Below are 15,281 nucleotides of genomic sequence, written 5' to 3'. Positions count from 1 at the left end.
GCGCTGAAGCTTGAGATACTCGGGCCATGCGCCCGATTTACAAATTCTCACCAAGTCGCCTGACCGGTTTCGTCCTCCTGCTCGCCGCCGCGGGCGCGGTGGCGCAACCGGTCTACCGGCAGGTCGACAAGAACGGCCGGGTCACCTTCTCGGACCGCGCGCCCACCGCCAGCACCGAACCCGCCGCCAATGCGCAGCCGGCGCCCGCCACGGGCGCCAACGCGGGCCTGCCCTACGAGCTGCGCCAGATCGCGCAGCGCTATCCGGTGACGCTCTACAGCGGCGACGAATGCGCGCCCTGCGCGATGGCGCGCACGCTGCTCACGACGCGCGGCATCCCGTTCCAGGAACGCACGGTGAACAGCAACCAGGAGGTGGAAGCGCTGCAGAAGCTCAGCGGCCAGACCTCGCTGCCGCTGCTGACCATCGGCACGCAGCAACTGCCCGGCTTTTCCGACACGCAGTGGGCGCAATACCTCGACGCGGCCGGCTATCCCAGGAGCAACGGCCTGCCCAGCGGCTACCGCAATCCGCCGGCGCAGCCGATGGTCGCCCAGCTCACGCGCGCACCGGCGCCCGCACCCGCCGCCCCGCGCGCGGCGCCCGAGGAGCAGCCGCTGCCCGCGGCACCGCCGAGCGGGCCGACGCCGGAGAACCCGGCCGGCATCAAGTTCTGATCAGGCGAAGTCCAGCGTGCGCACGCCCTCGGGCGTGCCGAGCAGGCACACATGCGCCTTCTGGTGCGCGAACACGCCGACGGTGACTACGCCGGGCCACTGGCTCACCTCGGATTCGAAGGCCAGCGGATCGGCGATCTTCAGGCCCGTCACGTCGACGATGTGCTGGCCGTTGTCGGTCACCAGCGGCAGGCCGTCCTTCTCTCGCACCTGGGCCTGGCCGCCCAGCGCCGCGAACTGCCGCATCACGCGGCGCGCCGCCATCGGGATCACCTCGACCGGCAGCGGAAAGGCACCGAGCGTGTCGACCAGCTTCGAGGCATCGGCGATGCAGACGAAGCGGCGCGACTGGGCCGCGATGATCTTCTCGCGCGTGAGCGCGGCACCGCCGCCCTTCACCATGAAACCCCGCGCGTCGATCTCGTCGGCGCCGTCGATGTAGACGCCCAGCTCCTCGACCTCGTTGCTGTCGAACACCTGGATGCCCAGTGCCCGCAGGCGCTCGGTGGAGGCGATCGAGCTTGAGACGGCGCCACGGATCTGGTCCTTGATCGTCGCCAGCGCGTCGATGAACTTGTTGACCGTCGAGCCGGTGCCCACGCCCACGATCTCGCCCTTCACCACGTAGGCCAGGGCGGCGCGGCCCACCTGGGCCTTGAGTTCGTCCTGGGAGATGGGGGCGGCTGCGGCGGAAGAAGAAGGAAGGGGTGCGGTCATCGCGGAGAATCCTGGGCTCATTGAAGCCCCGAATTATCCGACGATGTCCCTGCTGCCCTCCTCGCTCTACGGCCTGGCCCGCCCCTTCCTGTTCGGTTTCGACCCGGAGCACGCCCATGAACTGACGCTCGACGGGCTCGCGCGCACGCAGAACACGCCGCTGGCCTGCGCCTACTCGGCGCCGCGCGTCGACGATCCCGTCACCCTGGCCGGCCTGCGGTTCCCGAACCGCGTCGGCCTCGCCGCCGGCCTCGACAAGAACGCACGCTGCATCGACGCCTTCGCCACCATGGGCTTCGGCTTCGTCGAGGTCGGCACCGTCACGCCCAAGGGCCAGCCCGGCAATCCGCGCCCGCGCATCTTCCGCCTGCCCGAACGCCAGGCGCTGATCAACCGGCTCGGCTTCAACAACGACGGACTCGACGCCTTCCTGGCCAACGTGCAGAAGGCACGTTTCCGCCGCAACGCGGCCCGCGCGAAGGCCCCGATGCTGCTGGGCCTGAACATCGGCAAGAACGCCGCCACGCCGATCGAGCGCGCGATGGACGACTACATCGCCTGCCTCGACGGCGTGTACCCGCATGCCGACTACGTGACGATCAACATCTCGAGCCCCAACACCGCCAACCTGCGCAGCCTGCAGAGCGACGAGGCGCTCGACGCGCTGCTCGGCGCCGTGGCCGAGCGGCGCGAGACGCTGGCGCGCCAGCCCATCGGCGGCGCACCGCGCCGCGTGCCGCTGTTCGTGAAGATCGCGCCCGACCTCGACGAGGCGCAGGTGGCGGTGATCGCCGCCACGCTGCGCCGCCACGGCATGGATGGCGTGATCGCCACCAACACCACGCTGGCGCGCGACGCGGTCGAGGGGCTGCCGCATGCGAAGGAAGCCGGCGGCCTGTCGGGTGCGCCGGTGCGCGAATCGAGCAACCGCGTGATCGCCCAGTTGCGCGCCGCACTGGGCAAGGACTTCCCGATCGTCGGCGTGGGCGGCATCCTCGGCGCGGCCGATGCCAGGGCCAAGATCGCGGCCGGCGCGGACGTGGTGCAGATCTACACCGGCCTGATCTACCGCGGCCCGGCGCTGGTCCATGAAACGGCACAGGCGCTGCAGCGGGACCGCGGCAGCGCCTGAGTTTTCAATCGGAAGGCGGGCGGGTGCGACCCGCCGGCCGTTTCGTCAGCGCATGCGCCAGAGGATCGGCGCGACGAAGGTCGCCCAGCGCAGCAGGCGCTTCGGGCGCACCACCACCAGCGCCGCAGCCACGGCGACGCCCGTGGCCACCGGATGCTCGCGCGCGATGCGCAGCGCCGTGGCGGTCGGGGTTTCGTCGGGCGGCGGGGGGGCCGCCCGCTCCTCGCCCTGCGCGGCGGCGGTACCGCCACCCTGCAAGGTCGCGATGCGCAGGCGCTGGCGCTCGATGCGCTCGATCAGTTCCTCGCGCGTGGCCGGACGGCGTGGCGCCGGCTCGTCCTCTTCGCCGGGCTCGTCGCCCAGTCCGAAGCGCTCCTGTACCCAGGTCCAGTCGCGCGCCAGTTCCTCGCGGGTCGGCGTGAAGCTGTTCGAGGCACCGCGCAGCTGGGTCCACAGGCCCCAGGCGGCCGCGAGCCACAGCACGATCCAGAGCGCGGCCACCGACCAGGCGGCGGTGGTGCGCTGCGGCGTGTCCCAGAAATGGACCACGACGGCCACGGACAGCAGCGCGACGGCGATCGTCGTCAGGCCCAGCAGCACGATCGCGAGGACCAGCACCAGCTTGAGCCGCTGCTTCTCCTCCTCCCAGGCCATGCGCAGCAGCTGCACACGGTCCTCGGCGGCCATCGCGCCCTCGGCCGCGGCAATGCGCAGCCGGCGCAGGCGCCGGTCCAGTCCGAGAAGAGAGAGCAACCTCATCGGCGGCCCTCCGCTGTCATGGTTCGATCAGCGGCGACCAAGCAGCAGGCCCACCAGCACACCGACGGCCAGCGCGCCAGCGGCGATCTGCCAGGGTTCGTCGTGGGCATATGCGTTGGTGGCCGAGGCGGCTTCGCGGGCCTTCTTGGCGGCGAGGCGGCTCTTCTCGGCGGCGAGTTCGCGGGCGATCGCGAGCTTGGTGTCGATGCGCTGGCGCAGCGCCTTGATGTGGGGAACCGAATCCAGGTCCTTGCTGGCGAGCACGCCACGCACGTCGCTCGCGATGTCCTCGGCTGCCGCCTCGAGATTCTTGGATGCACTCATTGGAAACCTTCCTCCGTGATGACACCGGCACCGCGCCGGCGGCTTCACGCCTACAAATGGCGTGCTGTCATGTTACAGGCTACATCGCCCGCACAGGACTGCATCCACAAAGAGTTCTGCAAGAGATCGTTCGCGATCGGCGCGGAATTCAGTCCTCGGCCGCGAGCAGGTCCGCCACGTGTCGGCCGATCGCGAGGCTGCTCGTGAGCCCCGGCGACTCGATGCCGAACAGGTTGACGAGGCCTCGCACGCCATGCGCGCGCGGTCCGTCGATGCGGAAGTCGGCCGCGGGATCGCCGGGTCCCGAGATCTTCGGTCGCATGCCCGCGTAGCCCGGGATCAGCGCGCCATCGGGCAGCGCGGGCCAGTACTTGCGCACCTCGGCATAGAAGGCGTCGCCGCGCGCCGGGTCCACCACCAGGTCGTCGGGCGAGCTCACCCATTGCACATCGGGTCCGAACTTGGCCTGCCCGCCGAGGTCGATCGTCAGGTGCACGCCAAGACCGCCGGGCTCGGGCACCGGATAGACCAGCCGGCCGAAGGGCGCGCGGCCCGACAGGGTGAAGTAGTTGCCCTTCGCGAAATAGGCGGTGGGAACGGTCTCGGTGGCGAGTCCTCCGAAGTGGCGCGCCAGATCGGGCGCACCCAGGCCGGCCGCGTTGACCACGCTGCGGCAGCGCAGCCGCGTGCCGTCTTGCGCGGTCAGCACGATGCCGCCCTCCTCCAGGTCCGCGCGCTTCACGGCCGACTTCAACGCCAGCATGCCGCCCGCGTTCTCGAGATCGCCGAGCAGGCTCAGCATCAGCGCATGGCTGTCGACGATGCCGGTGCTCGGCGAGACCAGCGCGGCCATGCAGCGCAGTTGCGGTTCGAGCGCGACGGCCTGCGCCGCCGAGATCGTTTCGAGGTCGTCGACGCCGTTGGCCGCGGCCTTGAGCCGGATCGCCTCGAGCTGCGCCACCTGTTCGGTCGAGGTCGCGACGATCAGCTTGCCGCAGCGCCGGTGCGGCACGCCGCGCGCCTCGGCATACGCATAGAGCAATTGCTTGCCTTCGACACAGAGCCTCGCCTTCAACGAAGCTTGCGGGTAGTAGATCCCCGCATGAATGACTTCGCTGTTGCGCGAACTCGTGCCGGTACCGATGGCGCCTTCGGCCTCGAGCACCATCACTTCGCGGCCCGCCAGCGCGAGTGCGCGCGCCACGGCCAAACCCACCACACCACCGCCGATGACGGCGCAATCGAGATCGTCCATGCGGCGAGCTTAGCGCGCGCCGCGCGGCTCAAGTTGCGGTCGGCGGCGGCTCGGGATCGGTGGGCTCGTCGGGCGCCGTGCCTGGCCCCTCGTCGGGCTCCACGGGCAGGCCCGGCGTGGGCGTGATCGGCGTCGGAAGATCGGGTGCGGTCGCCATGATCTTTTCTCCTGGGTTGAAGTCGTGCCTCGGTTCTAGGCGCAAAGCCCCGCACAGCCAGCAGCACGCGACGGCACCTGACGTCGGCGCGCACCGACACGCAAACGGCGATGCCGTCGGGCCAAAGCTCCGACGGAGAAGAAAAAATGGAACCGGGAAATTGGTGGGCGGTGGAGGTTTCGAACCTCCGACCCCAGCAGTGTGAATGCTGTGCTCTACCCCTGAGCTAACCGCCCCTGACACCTCTGCCCGATCTCTTCGATGGGCTTCAGCGCCTGGATGAATCGCGTTCTGCGAAGCCTTAGATTATGCCACAGCTTTTCAAGCGTTTTGGCGAAAGAGTGTGCGACCGTTGCTCGATTTGTCGAGTTGGGACAACACGGCGTCGTGCTCGGCGAGTTCATGCTCGGTCGCCACCAGCACCGGCAGCTCGATGCGGCTGAGGTCGATGGCGATCACCGTGGTGCCCACCTCGGGCTCGGTGGTGGCCACGTCGATCAGCAGCGCGTCCTGGCCGCGCGTGAGGTTGATGTAGACGTCGGCCAGCAGCTGGGCGTCGAGCTTGGCGCCGTGGAAGGTCCGGTTCGAACGGTCGACGCCGAAGCGGTCGCACAGCGCGTCGAGCGAGTTGCGCTTGCCCGGGTACACCTGCTTGGCCATGGCCAGCGTGTCGGTCACCTCGCTCACGAAGGTCTTGAGCGGCGGCAGGCCGGCACGCTCGAACTCCTTGTTGAGGAAGCCCACGTCGAAGGCCGCGTTGTGGATGATCAGCTCGGCGCCGCGCAGGTACTCGACGATGTCGTTGGCCAGCGTGGCGAACTTCGGCTTGTCGCGCAGGAAGTCGGTCGTCAGGCCGTGCACCTTGAGCGCATCCTCGTGGCTCTCGCGCTCGGGGTTGAAGTAGATGTGCAGGTCGTTGCCGGTGAGCTTGCGGTTGAACAGCTCCACGCAGCCCAGCTCGATGACGCGGTCGCCGTTCTCGGCCGACAGCCCGGTGGTTTCCGTATCGAGAACGATCAGGCGGCTCATCAGTGGTTTTCCTTCGCGTGGTTGATCGAGTACTTCGGAATCTCGATCGTCACATTCTCCTGCGCCAGGATCGCCTGGCAACTCAGGCGCGACTGCGGCTCCAGGCCCCAGGCGCGGTCGAGCAGGTCTTCCTCGCCCTCCTCCGCCTCGTTGAGCGAGCCGCCGCCCGCGCGCACGATCACGTGGCAGGTGGTGCAGGCGCAACTCATCTCGCAGGCGTGCTCGATGTTGATGTCGTTGTCGAGCAGGGCCTCGCAGATCGAGGTGCCCGCGGGCGCGGTGATCTCGGCGCCTTGCGGGCAGTATTCGGGATGCGGATAGATCTTGATCGTGGGCATGCAGCGCCTGCGTTGTCGTTCTTTGCGGTGTTCTTGTCTTAGAGGGATTCGACCTTGCGCCCCGAGAGCGCGCGGGCGATGCCGGCATTCATGCGCTGCGCGGCGAAGGGCTCGGTGATCTCGGCCAGCGCCTTGGTGGCGGCCTCTATCGCGGCCGCGTCGTTGCCCTGGGCACTCAGGCGCAGCGCGCTCATCGATGCATCGATGGCCGTGCGCTCCTGTGCGCCGAGCAGGTCGTCGTCGGCATCGAGCGCGCTCTTCGTCGCGAGCAGCATGCGCTCGGCATCGACGCGGGCCTCGACCAGCGCGCGCGCCTGCATGTCCTGCTGTGCCGTCGAGAAACTCTCCTGCAGCATGGTCGCGATCTGGTCGTCCGACAGCCCATAGGAAGGCTTGACGGTGACGCTGGCTTCCACGCCGCTGGCCTGTTCCTTGGCGCTCACGCTCAGCAGGCCGTCGGCATCGACCGTGAAGGTCACGCGGATGCGCGCGGCGCCCGCGGCCATCGGCGGGATGCCGCGCAAGGTGAAGCGCGCGAGGCTGCGGCAATCGGCCACCAGGTCGCGCTCGCCCTGCACCACGTGCAACGCCAGCGCGGTCTGGCCGTCCTGGTAGGTGGTGAAGTCCTGCGCCATCGCGGTCGGGATGGTCTGGTTGCGCGGCACGATGCGCTCGACCAGCCCGCCCATGGTCTCGAGGCCCAGCGACAGCGGAATCACGTCGAGCAGCAGCAGTTCGCCCGCGCCGTTGTTGCCGGCCAGCTGGTTCGCCTGGATCGCGGCGCCGAGCGCGACGACCTCGTCGGGGTTGAGATTGACCAGCGGCTCGCGGCCGAAGAACTCGGCAACCGCCTCGCGAACCTGCGGCATGCGCGTCGACCCGCCCACCAGCACGATGCCCTGCAGGTCGTCGGCCTTGAGTTTGGCATCGCGCAGCGCCTTGCGCACGGCGGCCAGGGTGCGGTCGGTGAGCGCCTTGGTGGCCGCGTCGAACTGCGCGCGCTGCAGCGCGAAGCGAAGCGGCTGGCCGCCCACGTCGGCGGCGAAGGTCACGGTGTCGGCATCGGTCAGCGCTTCCTTGGCGGCACGCGCCGCCACGAGCACGGCGGCCTTGTCGGTCTCGCTCGCGGTCTGGACACCGCTTTGCGCCAGCACGAAATCGGCCAGCGCATGGTCGTAGTCGTCGCCGCCGAGCGCCGAGTCGCCGCCGGTCGCGATGACCTCGAACACGCCCTGCGTGAGCCGCAGGATAGAAATGTCGAAGGTGCCGCCGCCGAGGTCGTAGACCGCATAGACGCCCTCGCTCGCATTGTCGAGGCCGTAGGCGATGGCGGCCGCGGTGGGCTCGCTGATCAGCCGCAGCACGTTGAGGCCGGCCAGCTGCGCCGCGTCCTTCGTGGCCTGGCGCTGGCCCTCGTCGAAGTAGGCGGGCACGGTGATGACCGCGCCGTAGAGCTCGTCGTCGAAGGTGTCCTCGGCGCGGTAGCGCAGCGTCGCGAGGATCTCGGCGCTGATCTCGACCGGCGACTTGTCGCCCGCCGCGGTGTGCACCTGCACCATGCCGCCATCGCCACCGCCGATGGCATAGGACATCGCTTCGCGGTGGGTCACGTCGGCCAGCCCGCGGCCCATGAGCCGCTTGACCGAGGTGATGGTGTTCGAGGGGTCCTGCGCGCGCGCGGCGACCGCGTCGAAGCCGATCTGGCGGCGCTCCTTGTCGAGGTAGCGCACCACCGAGGGCAGCAGCACGCGGCCCTGGTCGTCGGGCAGGCATTCGGCGACGCCGTTGCGCACCGAGGCCACCAGCGAATGCGTGGTGCCGAGGTCGATGCCGACGGCGATGCGGCGCTGGTGCGGATCGGGGGCCTGGCCGGGTTCGGAAATCTGAAGAAGAGCCATAGGGCCTTATTGTCCCAACTGATCCGATTTGGCTTCGACGTCGTGGCCGAAGCGCTCAATGAACATGAGGGCTCTCACCTGCTGCGCGGCGGCGGGGTAGTCGCCCTTCTCGTCGATCAGCCAGTCGAGCGACGAGAGCGCGCGGGCGCGGCCCGCGTCGACCTCGGCCTGCAGGCGCTCGAGCGCGGCGATGTCCTCGACCTCGTCGAGCGCCTCGCGCCATTCCATTTGCTGCATGAGGAAGTCGGGCGGCATCGCCGTGTTGTTCTCGGCATTGACCGGGGCACCGTGCAGCTCGCAGAGGTAGCTCGCGCGCCGCACCGGGTCCTTGAGCCGCTGGTAGGCCTCGTTGATGCGCACCGACCATTGCATGGCCACGCGCTGCGCGGCCGCGCCCTGCGCCGCAAAGCGATCGGGATGGGCTTCGCGCTGCAGTTCCTTCCAGCGCGCGTCCAGCGCCGCGCGGTCCTGCGCGAAAGTCGCGGGGACGGCGAACAGCTCGAAGTCGGTGTCGTTCAGGTTCATGGCAAGAAAAAACCGCCAGCACATGACATGGTGGCGGCTGTTGTCGCGGTCAGCGACTGCGCATCAGATGCGGAAGCTTTCCCCGCAACCGCAGCGGTCGCGCTCGTTCGGGTTGTTGAACTTGAAGCCTTCGTTGAGGCCCTCGCGCACGAAGTCCAGCTGCGTGCCGTCGATGTAGGCCAGGCTCTTCGGATCCACCAGCACCTTCACGCCGTGGTCCTCGAACACCACGTCCTCGGGCGTCAGTTCGTCCACGTACTCGAGCTTGTAGGCCAGGCCCGAGCAACCGGTGGTCTTCACGCCCAGCCGCACGCCCACGCCCTTGCCTCGCTTGCCGAGGTAGCGATTCACATGGCGCGCGGCGGCTTCTGTCAGCGTGACGGCCATCTCAGTGCGCTGCCGCGGCTTCGGCGCTCTTCGCGCCGTGCTTGGCCTTGTAGTCGCTCACGGCCGCCTTGATCGCGTCCTCGGCGAGGATCGAGCAGTGGATCTTCACCGGCGGCAGCGCCAGTTCCTCGGCGATCTGCGCGTTCTTGAGCGCGGCGGCTTCGTCGAGCGTCTTGCCCTTGACCCATTCGGTCACGAGCGACGACGAAGCGATCGCCGAGCCGCAACCATAGGTCTTGAAGCGCGCGTCTTCGATCACGCCGGTTTCGGGGTTAACCTTGATCTGCAGCTTCATCACGTCGCCGCAGGCCGGCGCGCCGACCATGCCGGTGCCGACCGAGTCGTCGCCCTTTTCGAAGGAGCCGACGTTGCGCGGGTTTTCGTAGTGGTCGATGACCTTGGAAGAATATGCCATGGTGTACCTCTCAAACTTTGTTCAATCGTGGAGCTTCGGGCTCAGTGCGCCGACCACTGGATCGTGCTGATGTCGACGCCGTCCTGGAACATTTCCCACAGGGGGCTCAATTCGCGCAGCTTGGCCACGTTGTGCTTGATGGTCGAGATGGCGTAGTCGATCTCTTCCTCGGTCGTGAAGCGGCCGATGGTCATGCGCAGGCTGCTGTGGGCCAGTTCGTCGCTGCGGCCCAGGGCGCGCAACACGTAGCTGGGCTCGAGGCTGGCCGAGGTGCAGGCCGAACCCGACGACACCGCCAGGCCCTTGATGCCCATGATCAGCGACTCGCCCTCGACGTAGTTGAAGCTCATGTTCAGGTTGTGCGGCACGCGGTGCTCGAGGTCGCCGTTGATGAAGACCTGTTCCACGTCCTTCAGGCCGTCGAGCAGGCGCTTCTGCAGCCGCGCGGCCTTGGCGATGTCTTCCTTCATCTCGGCCTTGGCGATGCGGAAGGCCTCGCCCATGCCCACGATCTGGTGCGTGGGCAGCGTGCCCGAACGCATGCCGCGCTCGTGGCCGCCACCGTGCATCTGGGCCTCGAGCCGCACGCGCGGCTTGCGGCGCACGTACAGCGCGCCGATGCCCTTGGGACCGTAGGTCTTGTGCGACGCCAGGCTCATCAGGTCGATCGGCAGCTTCGCGATGTCGATCTCGACCTTGCCGGTGGCCTGCGCGGCGTCGACGTGGAAGATCACGCCCTTCTCGCGGCAGATGTTGCCCAGCGCCACCACGTCCTGCACCACGCCGATCTCGTTGTTCACGAACATCACGCTCGCGAGGATGGTGTCGGGGCGGATCGCGGCCTTGAACTTCTCGAGGTCGAGCAGACCGTCTTCCTGCACGTCGAGGTAGGTGACCTCGAAACCCTGGCGCTCGAGTTCGCGCATGGTGTCGAGCACGGCCTTGTGCTCGGTCTTCACCGTGATCAGGTGCTTGCCCTTGCCCTTGTAGAACTGTGCCGCGCCCTTGAGCGCGAGGTTGTTCGATTCGGTGGCGCCCGAGGTCCAGACGATCTCGCGCGGGTCGGCGCCGATCAGCTCGGCCACGTAGCCGCGCGCCTTCTCGACCGCTTCTTCCGCTTCCCAGCCCCAGGCGTGGCTGCGCGACGCCGGGTTGCCGAAGTGCTCGCGCAACCAGGGAATCATGGCGTCGACCACGCGCGGGTCGACCGGCGTGGTCGCGCCGTAATCGAGATAGATCGGGAAATGAGGAGTTACGTCCATGGCTGGCTCGTGCTGGCGTGGGGGGTTGTTCTTGGTCGCTGTTCGTTCGCTGGCGGCGCCCGGCGTGGGCGCCGCGTCGGTCTCGTCTCGAAGCGTCTGCGTCGCGGTCCTCAGGACTTGGCGAAGACGTTGCCGAGGGCAAACACCGAATTCGGTGCATTGACGCGGATCGGCTTGACCACCGGCTGCGCGGAGATGGCGCGCTTGACGACCGGCTTGTTCTCGATCTGCACGCCCTTGGCGATCTGGTCGTCGACCAGCTTCTGCAGGGTGACCGAATCGAGAAACTCGACCATGCGCTGGTTCAGCGAGGCCCAGAGTTCGTGGGTCATGCAGCGGCCTTGTTCGCCGAGGCAGTTTTCCTTGCCGCCGCACTGGGTGGCGTCGATCGGCTCGTCGACCGACACGATGATGTCGGCCACGGTGATGTCGGCGGCCTTGCGGCCCAGGCTGTAGCCACCGCCCGGACCCCGGGTGGACTCGACGAGTTCGTGACGGCGCAGCTTGCCGAAGAGTTGCTCGAGGTACGACAGCGAAATCTGCTGCCGCTGGCTGATCGCGGCCAGCGTGACCGGACCGGTGTTCTGACGCAGAGCCAGATCGATCATGGCTGTGACCGCAAAACGGCCTTTGGTAGTGAGACGCATCGCAAGCTCCTTTTTAGCGCTTACCGTTGAAATGACACCGTTGCCCGGGAGCCACGGTGATCTCGTCTCCGCCCTGCCCGACTCTTGACACTGGTGAGCCAGTGGTTGTGAGTCGGTCCTTCATCGCGAAGTTTCTTTTTTGTTGAGTGTTTCGCTCAAGTATATCAGAAGGCCCCGGATTTTGCTCGGGTAAACCCGATTCCGGGCGATCGGGGGCGCCGCTACCGAAAACCTTCGGCCTACTTGGCCGGCGCTATCGCGATGTTGTCGCCGCCCGCGGCCCCGAAGGCCTGCTCGCGCAGCAGCGCCAGCTGGTCGCGCACCCGCGCCGCCTTCTCGAACTCGAGGTTGCGCGCGTGCTCGAGCATCTGCTTCTCGAGCCGCTTGATCTCGCGTGCGATGTCCTTCTCGCTCATGTCCTCGACCTTGGCGCGCTCGAGGTCCAGCTTGGCCATCTCCTTGCCGGTCTTCTCGCTGTAGACGCCATCGATCAGGTCGCGCACCTGCTTCACGATGCTGCGCGGGGTGATGCCGTGGGCCTCGTTGTGGGCGATCTGGCGCGCGCGCCGGCGTTCGGTCTCGCCGATGGCGCGCTTCATCGAATCGGTCATCCGGTCGGCGTACAGGATGGCCTTGCCGTTCAGGTTGCGCGCCGCCCGGCCGATGGTCTGGATCAGCGAACGCTCGGCGCGCAGGAAGCCTTCCTTGTCGGCATCGAGGATCGCCACCAGCGAGACCTCGGGAATGTCCAGTCCCTCGCGCAGCAGGTTGATGCCCACCAGCACGTCGAAGGTGCCCAGGCGCAGGTCGCGCAGGATCTCCACCCGCTCGACCGTGTCGACGTCGCTGTGCAGGTAGCGCACCTTCACGCCGTTGTCGCCCAGGTAGTCGGTGAGCTGCTCGGCCATGCGCTTGGTCAGGGTGGTGATCAGCACGCGCTCGTTCTTCTCGACGCGCACGTGGATCTCCTGCAGCACGTCGTCGACCTGGTGCGTGGCCGGCCGCACCTCCACCTCGGGATCGATCAGGCCCGTGGGCCGCACCAGCTGCTCGACCACCTGCCCGGTGTGCTGCTTCTCGTAGTCGGCCGGCGTGGCCGACACGAAGATGCACTGGCGCATGCGCTTCTCGAATTCCTCGAGCTTCAGCGGCCGGTTGTCGAGCGCGCTCGGCAGCCGGAAGCCGTACTCCACCAGCGTGGTCTTGCGCGCCCGGTCGCCGTTGTACATGCCGCCGAGCTGGCCGATCATCTGGTGGCTCTCGTCGAGGAACATCAGCGCGTCCTTCGGCAGGTAGTCGGTCAGCGTGGGCGGCGGGTCGCCGGGCGCCGCGCCCGAGAGGTGGCGCGTGTAGTTCTCGATGCCCTTGCAGTGGCCGATCTCGGCCAGCATCTCGAGGTCGAAGCGGGTGCGCTGCTCGAGGCGCTGGGCCTCCACCAGCTTGCCCGCGGCCACCAGTTCTTTCAACCGCCCGTCGAGCTCGATCTTGATGGTCTCCACGGCCGCCAGCACCTTGTCGCGCGGCGTCACGTAGTGGCTCGAGGGGTAGACCGTGAAGCGCGGCACCTTCTGGCGGATGCGCCCGGTCAGCGGGTCGAACAGCTGCAGCGACTCGATCTCGTCGTCGAACAGCTCGAAGCGGATCGCGAGTTCGCTGTGCTCGGCCGGAAACACGTCGATGGTGTCGCCGCGCACGCGGAAGGTGCCGCGCGCGAAGTCCTGCTCGTTGCGCGTGTACTGCATGCGGATCAGCTGGGCGATCAGGTCGCGCTGGCCGACCTTGTCGCCCACGCGCGCGATCAGCCGCATCTCCATGTAGTCCTCGGGCGTGCCGATGCCGTAGATCGCGCTCACGGTGGCCACGATCACGGTGTCGCGCCGCTCCAGCACGCTCTTGGTGGCCGACAGCCGCATCTGCTCGATGTGCTCGTTGATCGAGGAGTCCTTCTCGATGAACAGGTCGCGCTGCGGCACGTAGGCCTCGGGCTGGTAGTAGTCGTAGTAGCTGACGAAGTACTCGACGGCGTTCTTCGGGAAGAACTCGCGGAATTCGCTGTAGAGCTGTGCCGCCAGGGTCTTGTTGGGCGCGAACACGATGGCCGGGCGCCCGGTGCGGGCGATGACGTTGGCCATGGTGAAGGTCTTGCCCGAGCCGGTCACGCCCAGCAGGGTCTGGAACACCTCGCCGTCGCCCACGCCCTCGACCAGCTTCTCGATGGCGTTCGGCTGGTCGCCCGCCGGCGGATAGGGCTGATAGAGCTCGAAAGGCGAGCCCGGAAAGCTGATGAATTCGCCCTTGGGAGCGGGCCCCACGGGGTCGGCGTTGTTCGAGTCTGCTATGGCTTCGTTGGTCTCTGGCATGGCTGTACCCGTCAGGTGGCGTGGCGCCGGTAAAATTCAAGGCAACCGCAAAGCTTAAAGCCTCAAGCGGTTGCCAGCGAAGCTTTCATCCCAAAGGACCTTTCCATGTCTATGTTCACCGCGGTCGAGATGGCACCGCGCGATCCGATCCTCGGCCTCAACGAGCAATTTGCCGCCGACACCAACCCCAACAAGGTCAATCTCGGCGTCGGCGTCTACTACGACGACAACGGCAAGCTGCCCCTGCTGCAGTGCGTGCAGGCGGCCGAGCAGAACATGATGAAAGCGCCCACGGCGCGTGGTTATCTGCCCATCGACGGCATCGCCGCGTACGACAACGCCGTCAAGGTGCTGGTCTTCGGCGCCGACAGCGAGCCCGTGACCTCGGGCCGCGTGGCCACGATCCAGGCCATCGGCGGCACCGGCGGCCTCAAGGTCGGCGCCGACTTCCTCAAGAAGCTCAACCCCGCCGCCAAGGTGCTGATCAGCGACCCGAGCTGGGAAAACCACCGCGCGCTGTTCACCAACGCCGGTTTCGAGGTCGAAAGCTACCCCTACTACGACGCCGCCAAGCGCGGCATCGACTTCGACGGCATGCTGGCCGCGCTCAATGCCGCCCCGGCCGGCACCGTGGTCGTGCTGCACGCCTGCTGCCACAACCCCACCGGCTACGACATCACGCCCGCGCAGTGGGACCAGGTCGTCGCCGCCGTCAAGGCCAAGGGCCTGGTGCCCTTCCTCGACATGGCCTACCAGGGCTTCGGCTACGGCCTGCAGGAAGACGGCGCGGCCGTCGCCAAGTTCGTCGCGGCCGGCCTGACCTTCTTCGTCTCGACCTCGTTCTCCAAGAGCTTCAGCCTCTACGGCGAGCGCGTGGGCGCCCTCTCGGTGCTGTGCGAGAACAAGGAAGAAGCCGCGCGCGTGCTGTCGCAGCTGAAGATCGCCATCCGCACCAACTACAGCAACCCGCCCACGCACGGCGGCGCCGTGGTGGCCGCGGTGCTCGGCAACCCCGAGCTGCGCGCCCTGTGGGAGAAGGAACTGGGCGAGATGCGCGTGCGCATCAAGGCCATGCGCCAGAAGCTGGTCGACGGCCTCAAGGCCGCCGGCGTGAAGGAAGACATGAGCTTCATCACCACCCAGATCGGCATGTTCAGCTACTCGGGCCTGACCAAGGACCAGATGGTGCGCCTGCGCAACGAGTTCGGCGTCTACGGCACCGACACCGGCCGCATGTGCGTGGCCGCGCTCAACAGCAAGAACATCGACCACGTCTGCGCGTCGATCGCCAAGGTCGTCTGACGGTCCGCGTCGCGGGGGTGACTCGCTCGAGTCACCTCCGCGACACAACTTGTTCACGCAAGCCCGCGGCCATCTCCGAGGGCCTTCCCGGGCCTAG

At 67.7% G+C, this 15,281-nt stretch carries 17 protein-coding genes and 1 tRNA gene; 3 read left to right on the top strand and 15 right to left on the bottom strand.

The features are described from left to right. Positions 1-26 precede the first annotated feature (26 nt). On the top strand, positions 27-677 hold the full coding sequence (locus AC1HIL_RS16615; protein WP_261210935.1) for a glutaredoxin family protein: 651 nt from the start codon (positions 27-29) through the stop codon (positions 675-677). Here the strand turns inward: AC1HIL_RS16615 and rpiA are convergent, their stop codons facing one another. After that, the gene (rpiA, locus tag AC1HIL_RS16610) at positions 678-1,394 is read right to left on the bottom strand and encodes a ribose-5-phosphate isomerase RpiA (protein ID WP_413763813.1); all 717 of its coding nucleotides are present in this window, start codon (positions 1,392-1,394) and stop codon (positions 678-680) included. 43 nt (positions 1,395-1,437) lie between these two features. On the opposite strand from rpiA, the gene AC1HIL_RS16605 reads away from it, so the two are divergent. After that, positions 1,438-2,526: a quinone-dependent dihydroorotate dehydrogenase gene (locus AC1HIL_RS16605; RefSeq protein ID WP_057593663.1), complete on the top strand. Its 1,089-nt coding sequence runs from the start codon at positions 1,438-1,440 to the stop codon at positions 2,524-2,526. Positions 2,527-2,571: 45 nt separating this feature from the next. On the opposite strand, the gene AC1HIL_RS16600 is transcribed toward AC1HIL_RS16605, so the two are convergent. The 14 genes from AC1HIL_RS16600 to uvrB all read right to left on the bottom strand — a co-directional run bounded on the left by AC1HIL_RS16600 (position 2,572) and on the right by uvrB (position 13,882). Further along, a complete protein-coding gene (locus AC1HIL_RS16600) occupies positions 2,572-3,285 on the bottom strand; it encodes a phage holin family protein (protein WP_479672220.1) in 714 nt (237 codons plus the stop codon). Between the two features lie 27 nt (positions 3,286-3,312). Next, on the bottom strand, positions 3,313-3,609 hold the full coding sequence (locus tag AC1HIL_RS16595) for a glycine zipper domain-containing protein (protein ID WP_057593661.1): 297 nt from the start codon (positions 3,607-3,609) through the stop codon (positions 3,313-3,315). Positions 3,610-3,757: 148 nt separating this feature from the next. Then, on the bottom strand, positions 3,758-4,864 hold the full coding sequence (locus AC1HIL_RS16590; RefSeq protein ID WP_479672219.1) for an NAD(P)/FAD-dependent oxidoreductase: 1,107 nt from the start codon (positions 4,862-4,864) through the stop codon (positions 3,758-3,760). Positions 4,865-4,892: 28 nt separating this feature from the next. Further along, entirely contained in the window at positions 4,893-5,021 is a 129-nt protein-coding gene (locus AC1HIL_RS16585; RefSeq protein ID WP_057593659.1) for a hypothetical protein, read from the bottom strand. Between the two features lie 161 nt (positions 5,022-5,182). Next, positions 5,183-5,257: transfer RNA gene (locus tag AC1HIL_RS16580), tRNA-Val, on the bottom strand. 85 nt (positions 5,258-5,342) lie between these two features. Beyond that, positions 5,343-6,050, bottom strand: a complete 708-nt coding sequence (dnaQ, locus tag AC1HIL_RS16575) for a DNA polymerase III subunit epsilon (protein WP_057593658.1) — start codon at positions 6,048-6,050, stop codon at positions 5,343-5,345. After that, the gene (gene fdx / locus AC1HIL_RS16570; protein WP_057593657.1) at positions 6,050-6,388 is read right to left on the bottom strand and encodes an ISC system 2Fe-2S type ferredoxin; all 339 of its coding nucleotides are present in this window, start codon (positions 6,386-6,388) and stop codon (positions 6,050-6,052) included. Before fdx ends, dnaQ begins: the two co-directional genes overlap by 1 nt. 38 nt (positions 6,389-6,426) lie before the next feature. Further along, positions 6,427-8,286, bottom strand: a complete 1,860-nt coding sequence (gene hscA, locus AC1HIL_RS16565) for a Fe-S protein assembly chaperone HscA (protein WP_479672218.1) — start codon at positions 8,284-8,286, stop codon at positions 6,427-6,429. Positions 8,287-8,292: 6 nt separating this feature from the next. Further along, positions 8,293-8,811, bottom strand: coding sequence for a Fe-S protein assembly co-chaperone HscB (hscB, locus tag AC1HIL_RS16560; protein WP_057593655.1), 519 nt, complete (start codon positions 8,809-8,811; stop codon positions 8,293-8,295). 63 nt (positions 8,812-8,874) lie between these two features. Beyond that, positions 8,875-9,198, bottom strand: coding sequence for an iron-sulfur cluster assembly protein IscA (gene iscA / locus AC1HIL_RS16555; protein WP_057593654.1), 324 nt, complete (start codon positions 9,196-9,198; stop codon positions 8,875-8,877). A gap of 1 nt (position 9,199) precedes the next feature. Next, positions 9,200-9,613 carry a Fe-S cluster assembly scaffold IscU gene (iscU, locus tag AC1HIL_RS16550; RefSeq protein WP_057593653.1) on the bottom strand — a complete coding sequence of 138 codons (414 nt, stop codon included), beginning with the start codon at positions 9,611-9,613 and terminating at the stop codon, positions 9,200-9,202. A gap of 41 nt (positions 9,614-9,654) precedes the next feature. After that, a complete protein-coding gene (locus AC1HIL_RS16545) occupies positions 9,655-10,875 on the bottom strand; it encodes an IscS subfamily cysteine desulfurase (protein WP_057593652.1) in 1,221 nt (406 codons plus the stop codon). A gap of 110 nt (positions 10,876-10,985) precedes the next feature. Further along, positions 10,986-11,522, bottom strand: a complete 537-nt coding sequence (gene iscR / locus AC1HIL_RS16540) for a Fe-S cluster assembly transcriptional regulator IscR (protein WP_056580055.1) — start codon at positions 11,520-11,522, stop codon at positions 10,986-10,988. A 239-nt stretch (positions 11,523-11,761) separates the two neighbouring features. After that, on the bottom strand, positions 11,762-13,882 hold the full coding sequence (gene uvrB / locus AC1HIL_RS16535) for an excinuclease ABC subunit UvrB (protein ID WP_057593651.1): 2,121 nt from the start codon (positions 13,880-13,882) through the stop codon (positions 11,762-11,764). A 105-nt stretch (positions 13,883-13,987) separates the two neighbouring features. On the opposite strand from uvrB, the gene AC1HIL_RS16530 reads away from it, so the two are divergent. Continuing rightward, a complete protein-coding gene (locus tag AC1HIL_RS16530) occupies positions 13,988-15,184 on the top strand; it encodes an amino acid aminotransferase (protein ID WP_057593650.1) in 1,197 nt (398 codons plus the stop codon). Positions 15,185-15,281 lie beyond the last annotated feature (97 nt).

This window comes from Variovorax sp. ISS6, from assembly GCF_056523145.1.
Note: the sequence above shows the minus strand (reverse complement) of the source record. Positions and strands in the feature narration are given on the sequence as shown.

Coding starts and splice junctions, on each gene's coding strand:
- AC1HIL_RS16615 (WP_261210935.1), top strand. CDS start 27: ATGCGCCCGATTTACAAATTCTCACCAAGTCGCCTGACCGGTTTCGTC.
- rpiA (WP_413763813.1), bottom strand. CDS start 1,394: ATGACCGCACCCCTTCCTTCTTCTTCCGCCGCAGCCGCCCCCATCTCC.
- AC1HIL_RS16605 (WP_057593663.1), top strand. CDS start 1,438: ATGTCCCTGCTGCCCTCCTCGCTCTACGGCCTGGCCCGCCCCTTCCTG.
- AC1HIL_RS16600 (WP_479672220.1), bottom strand. CDS start 3,285: ATGAGGTTGCTCTCTCTTCTCGGACTGGACCGGCGCCTGCGCCGGCTG.
- AC1HIL_RS16595 (WP_057593661.1), bottom strand. CDS start 3,609: ATGAGTGCATCCAAGAATCTCGAGGCGGCAGCCGAGGACATCGCGAGC.
- AC1HIL_RS16590 (WP_479672219.1), bottom strand. CDS start 4,864: ATGGACGATCTCGATTGCGCCGTCATCGGCGGTGGTGTGGTGGGTTTG.
- AC1HIL_RS16585 (WP_057593659.1), bottom strand. CDS start 5,021: ATGGCGACCGCACCCGATCTTCCGACGCCGATCACGCCCACGCCGGGC.
- dnaQ (WP_057593658.1), bottom strand. CDS start 6,050: ATGAGCCGCCTGATCGTTCTCGATACGGAAACCACCGGGCTGTCGGCC.
- fdx (WP_057593657.1), bottom strand. CDS start 6,388: ATGCCCACGATCAAGATCTATCCGCATCCCGAATACTGCCCGCAAGGC.
- hscA (WP_479672218.1), bottom strand. CDS start 8,286: ATGGCTCTTCTTCAGATTTCCGAACCCGGCCAGGCCCCCGATCCGCAC.
- hscB (WP_057593655.1), bottom strand. CDS start 8,811: ATGAACCTGAACGACACCGACTTCGAGCTGTTCGCCGTCCCCGCGACT.
- iscA (WP_057593654.1), bottom strand. CDS start 9,198: ATGGCCGTCACGCTGACAGAAGCCGCCGCGCGCCATGTGAATCGCTAC.
- iscU (WP_057593653.1), bottom strand. CDS start 9,613: ATGGCATATTCTTCCAAGGTCATCGACCACTACGAAAACCCGCGCAAC.
- AC1HIL_RS16545 (WP_057593652.1), bottom strand. CDS start 10,875: ATGGACGTAACTCCTCATTTCCCGATCTATCTCGATTACGGCGCGACC.
- iscR (WP_056580055.1), bottom strand. CDS start 11,522: ATGCGTCTCACTACCAAAGGCCGTTTTGCGGTCACAGCCATGATCGAT.
- uvrB (WP_057593651.1), bottom strand. CDS start 13,882: ATGCCAGAGACCAACGAAGCCATAGCAGACTCGAACAACGCCGACCCC.
- AC1HIL_RS16530 (WP_057593650.1), top strand. CDS start 13,988: ATGTCTATGTTCACCGCGGTCGAGATGGCACCGCGCGATCCGATCCTC.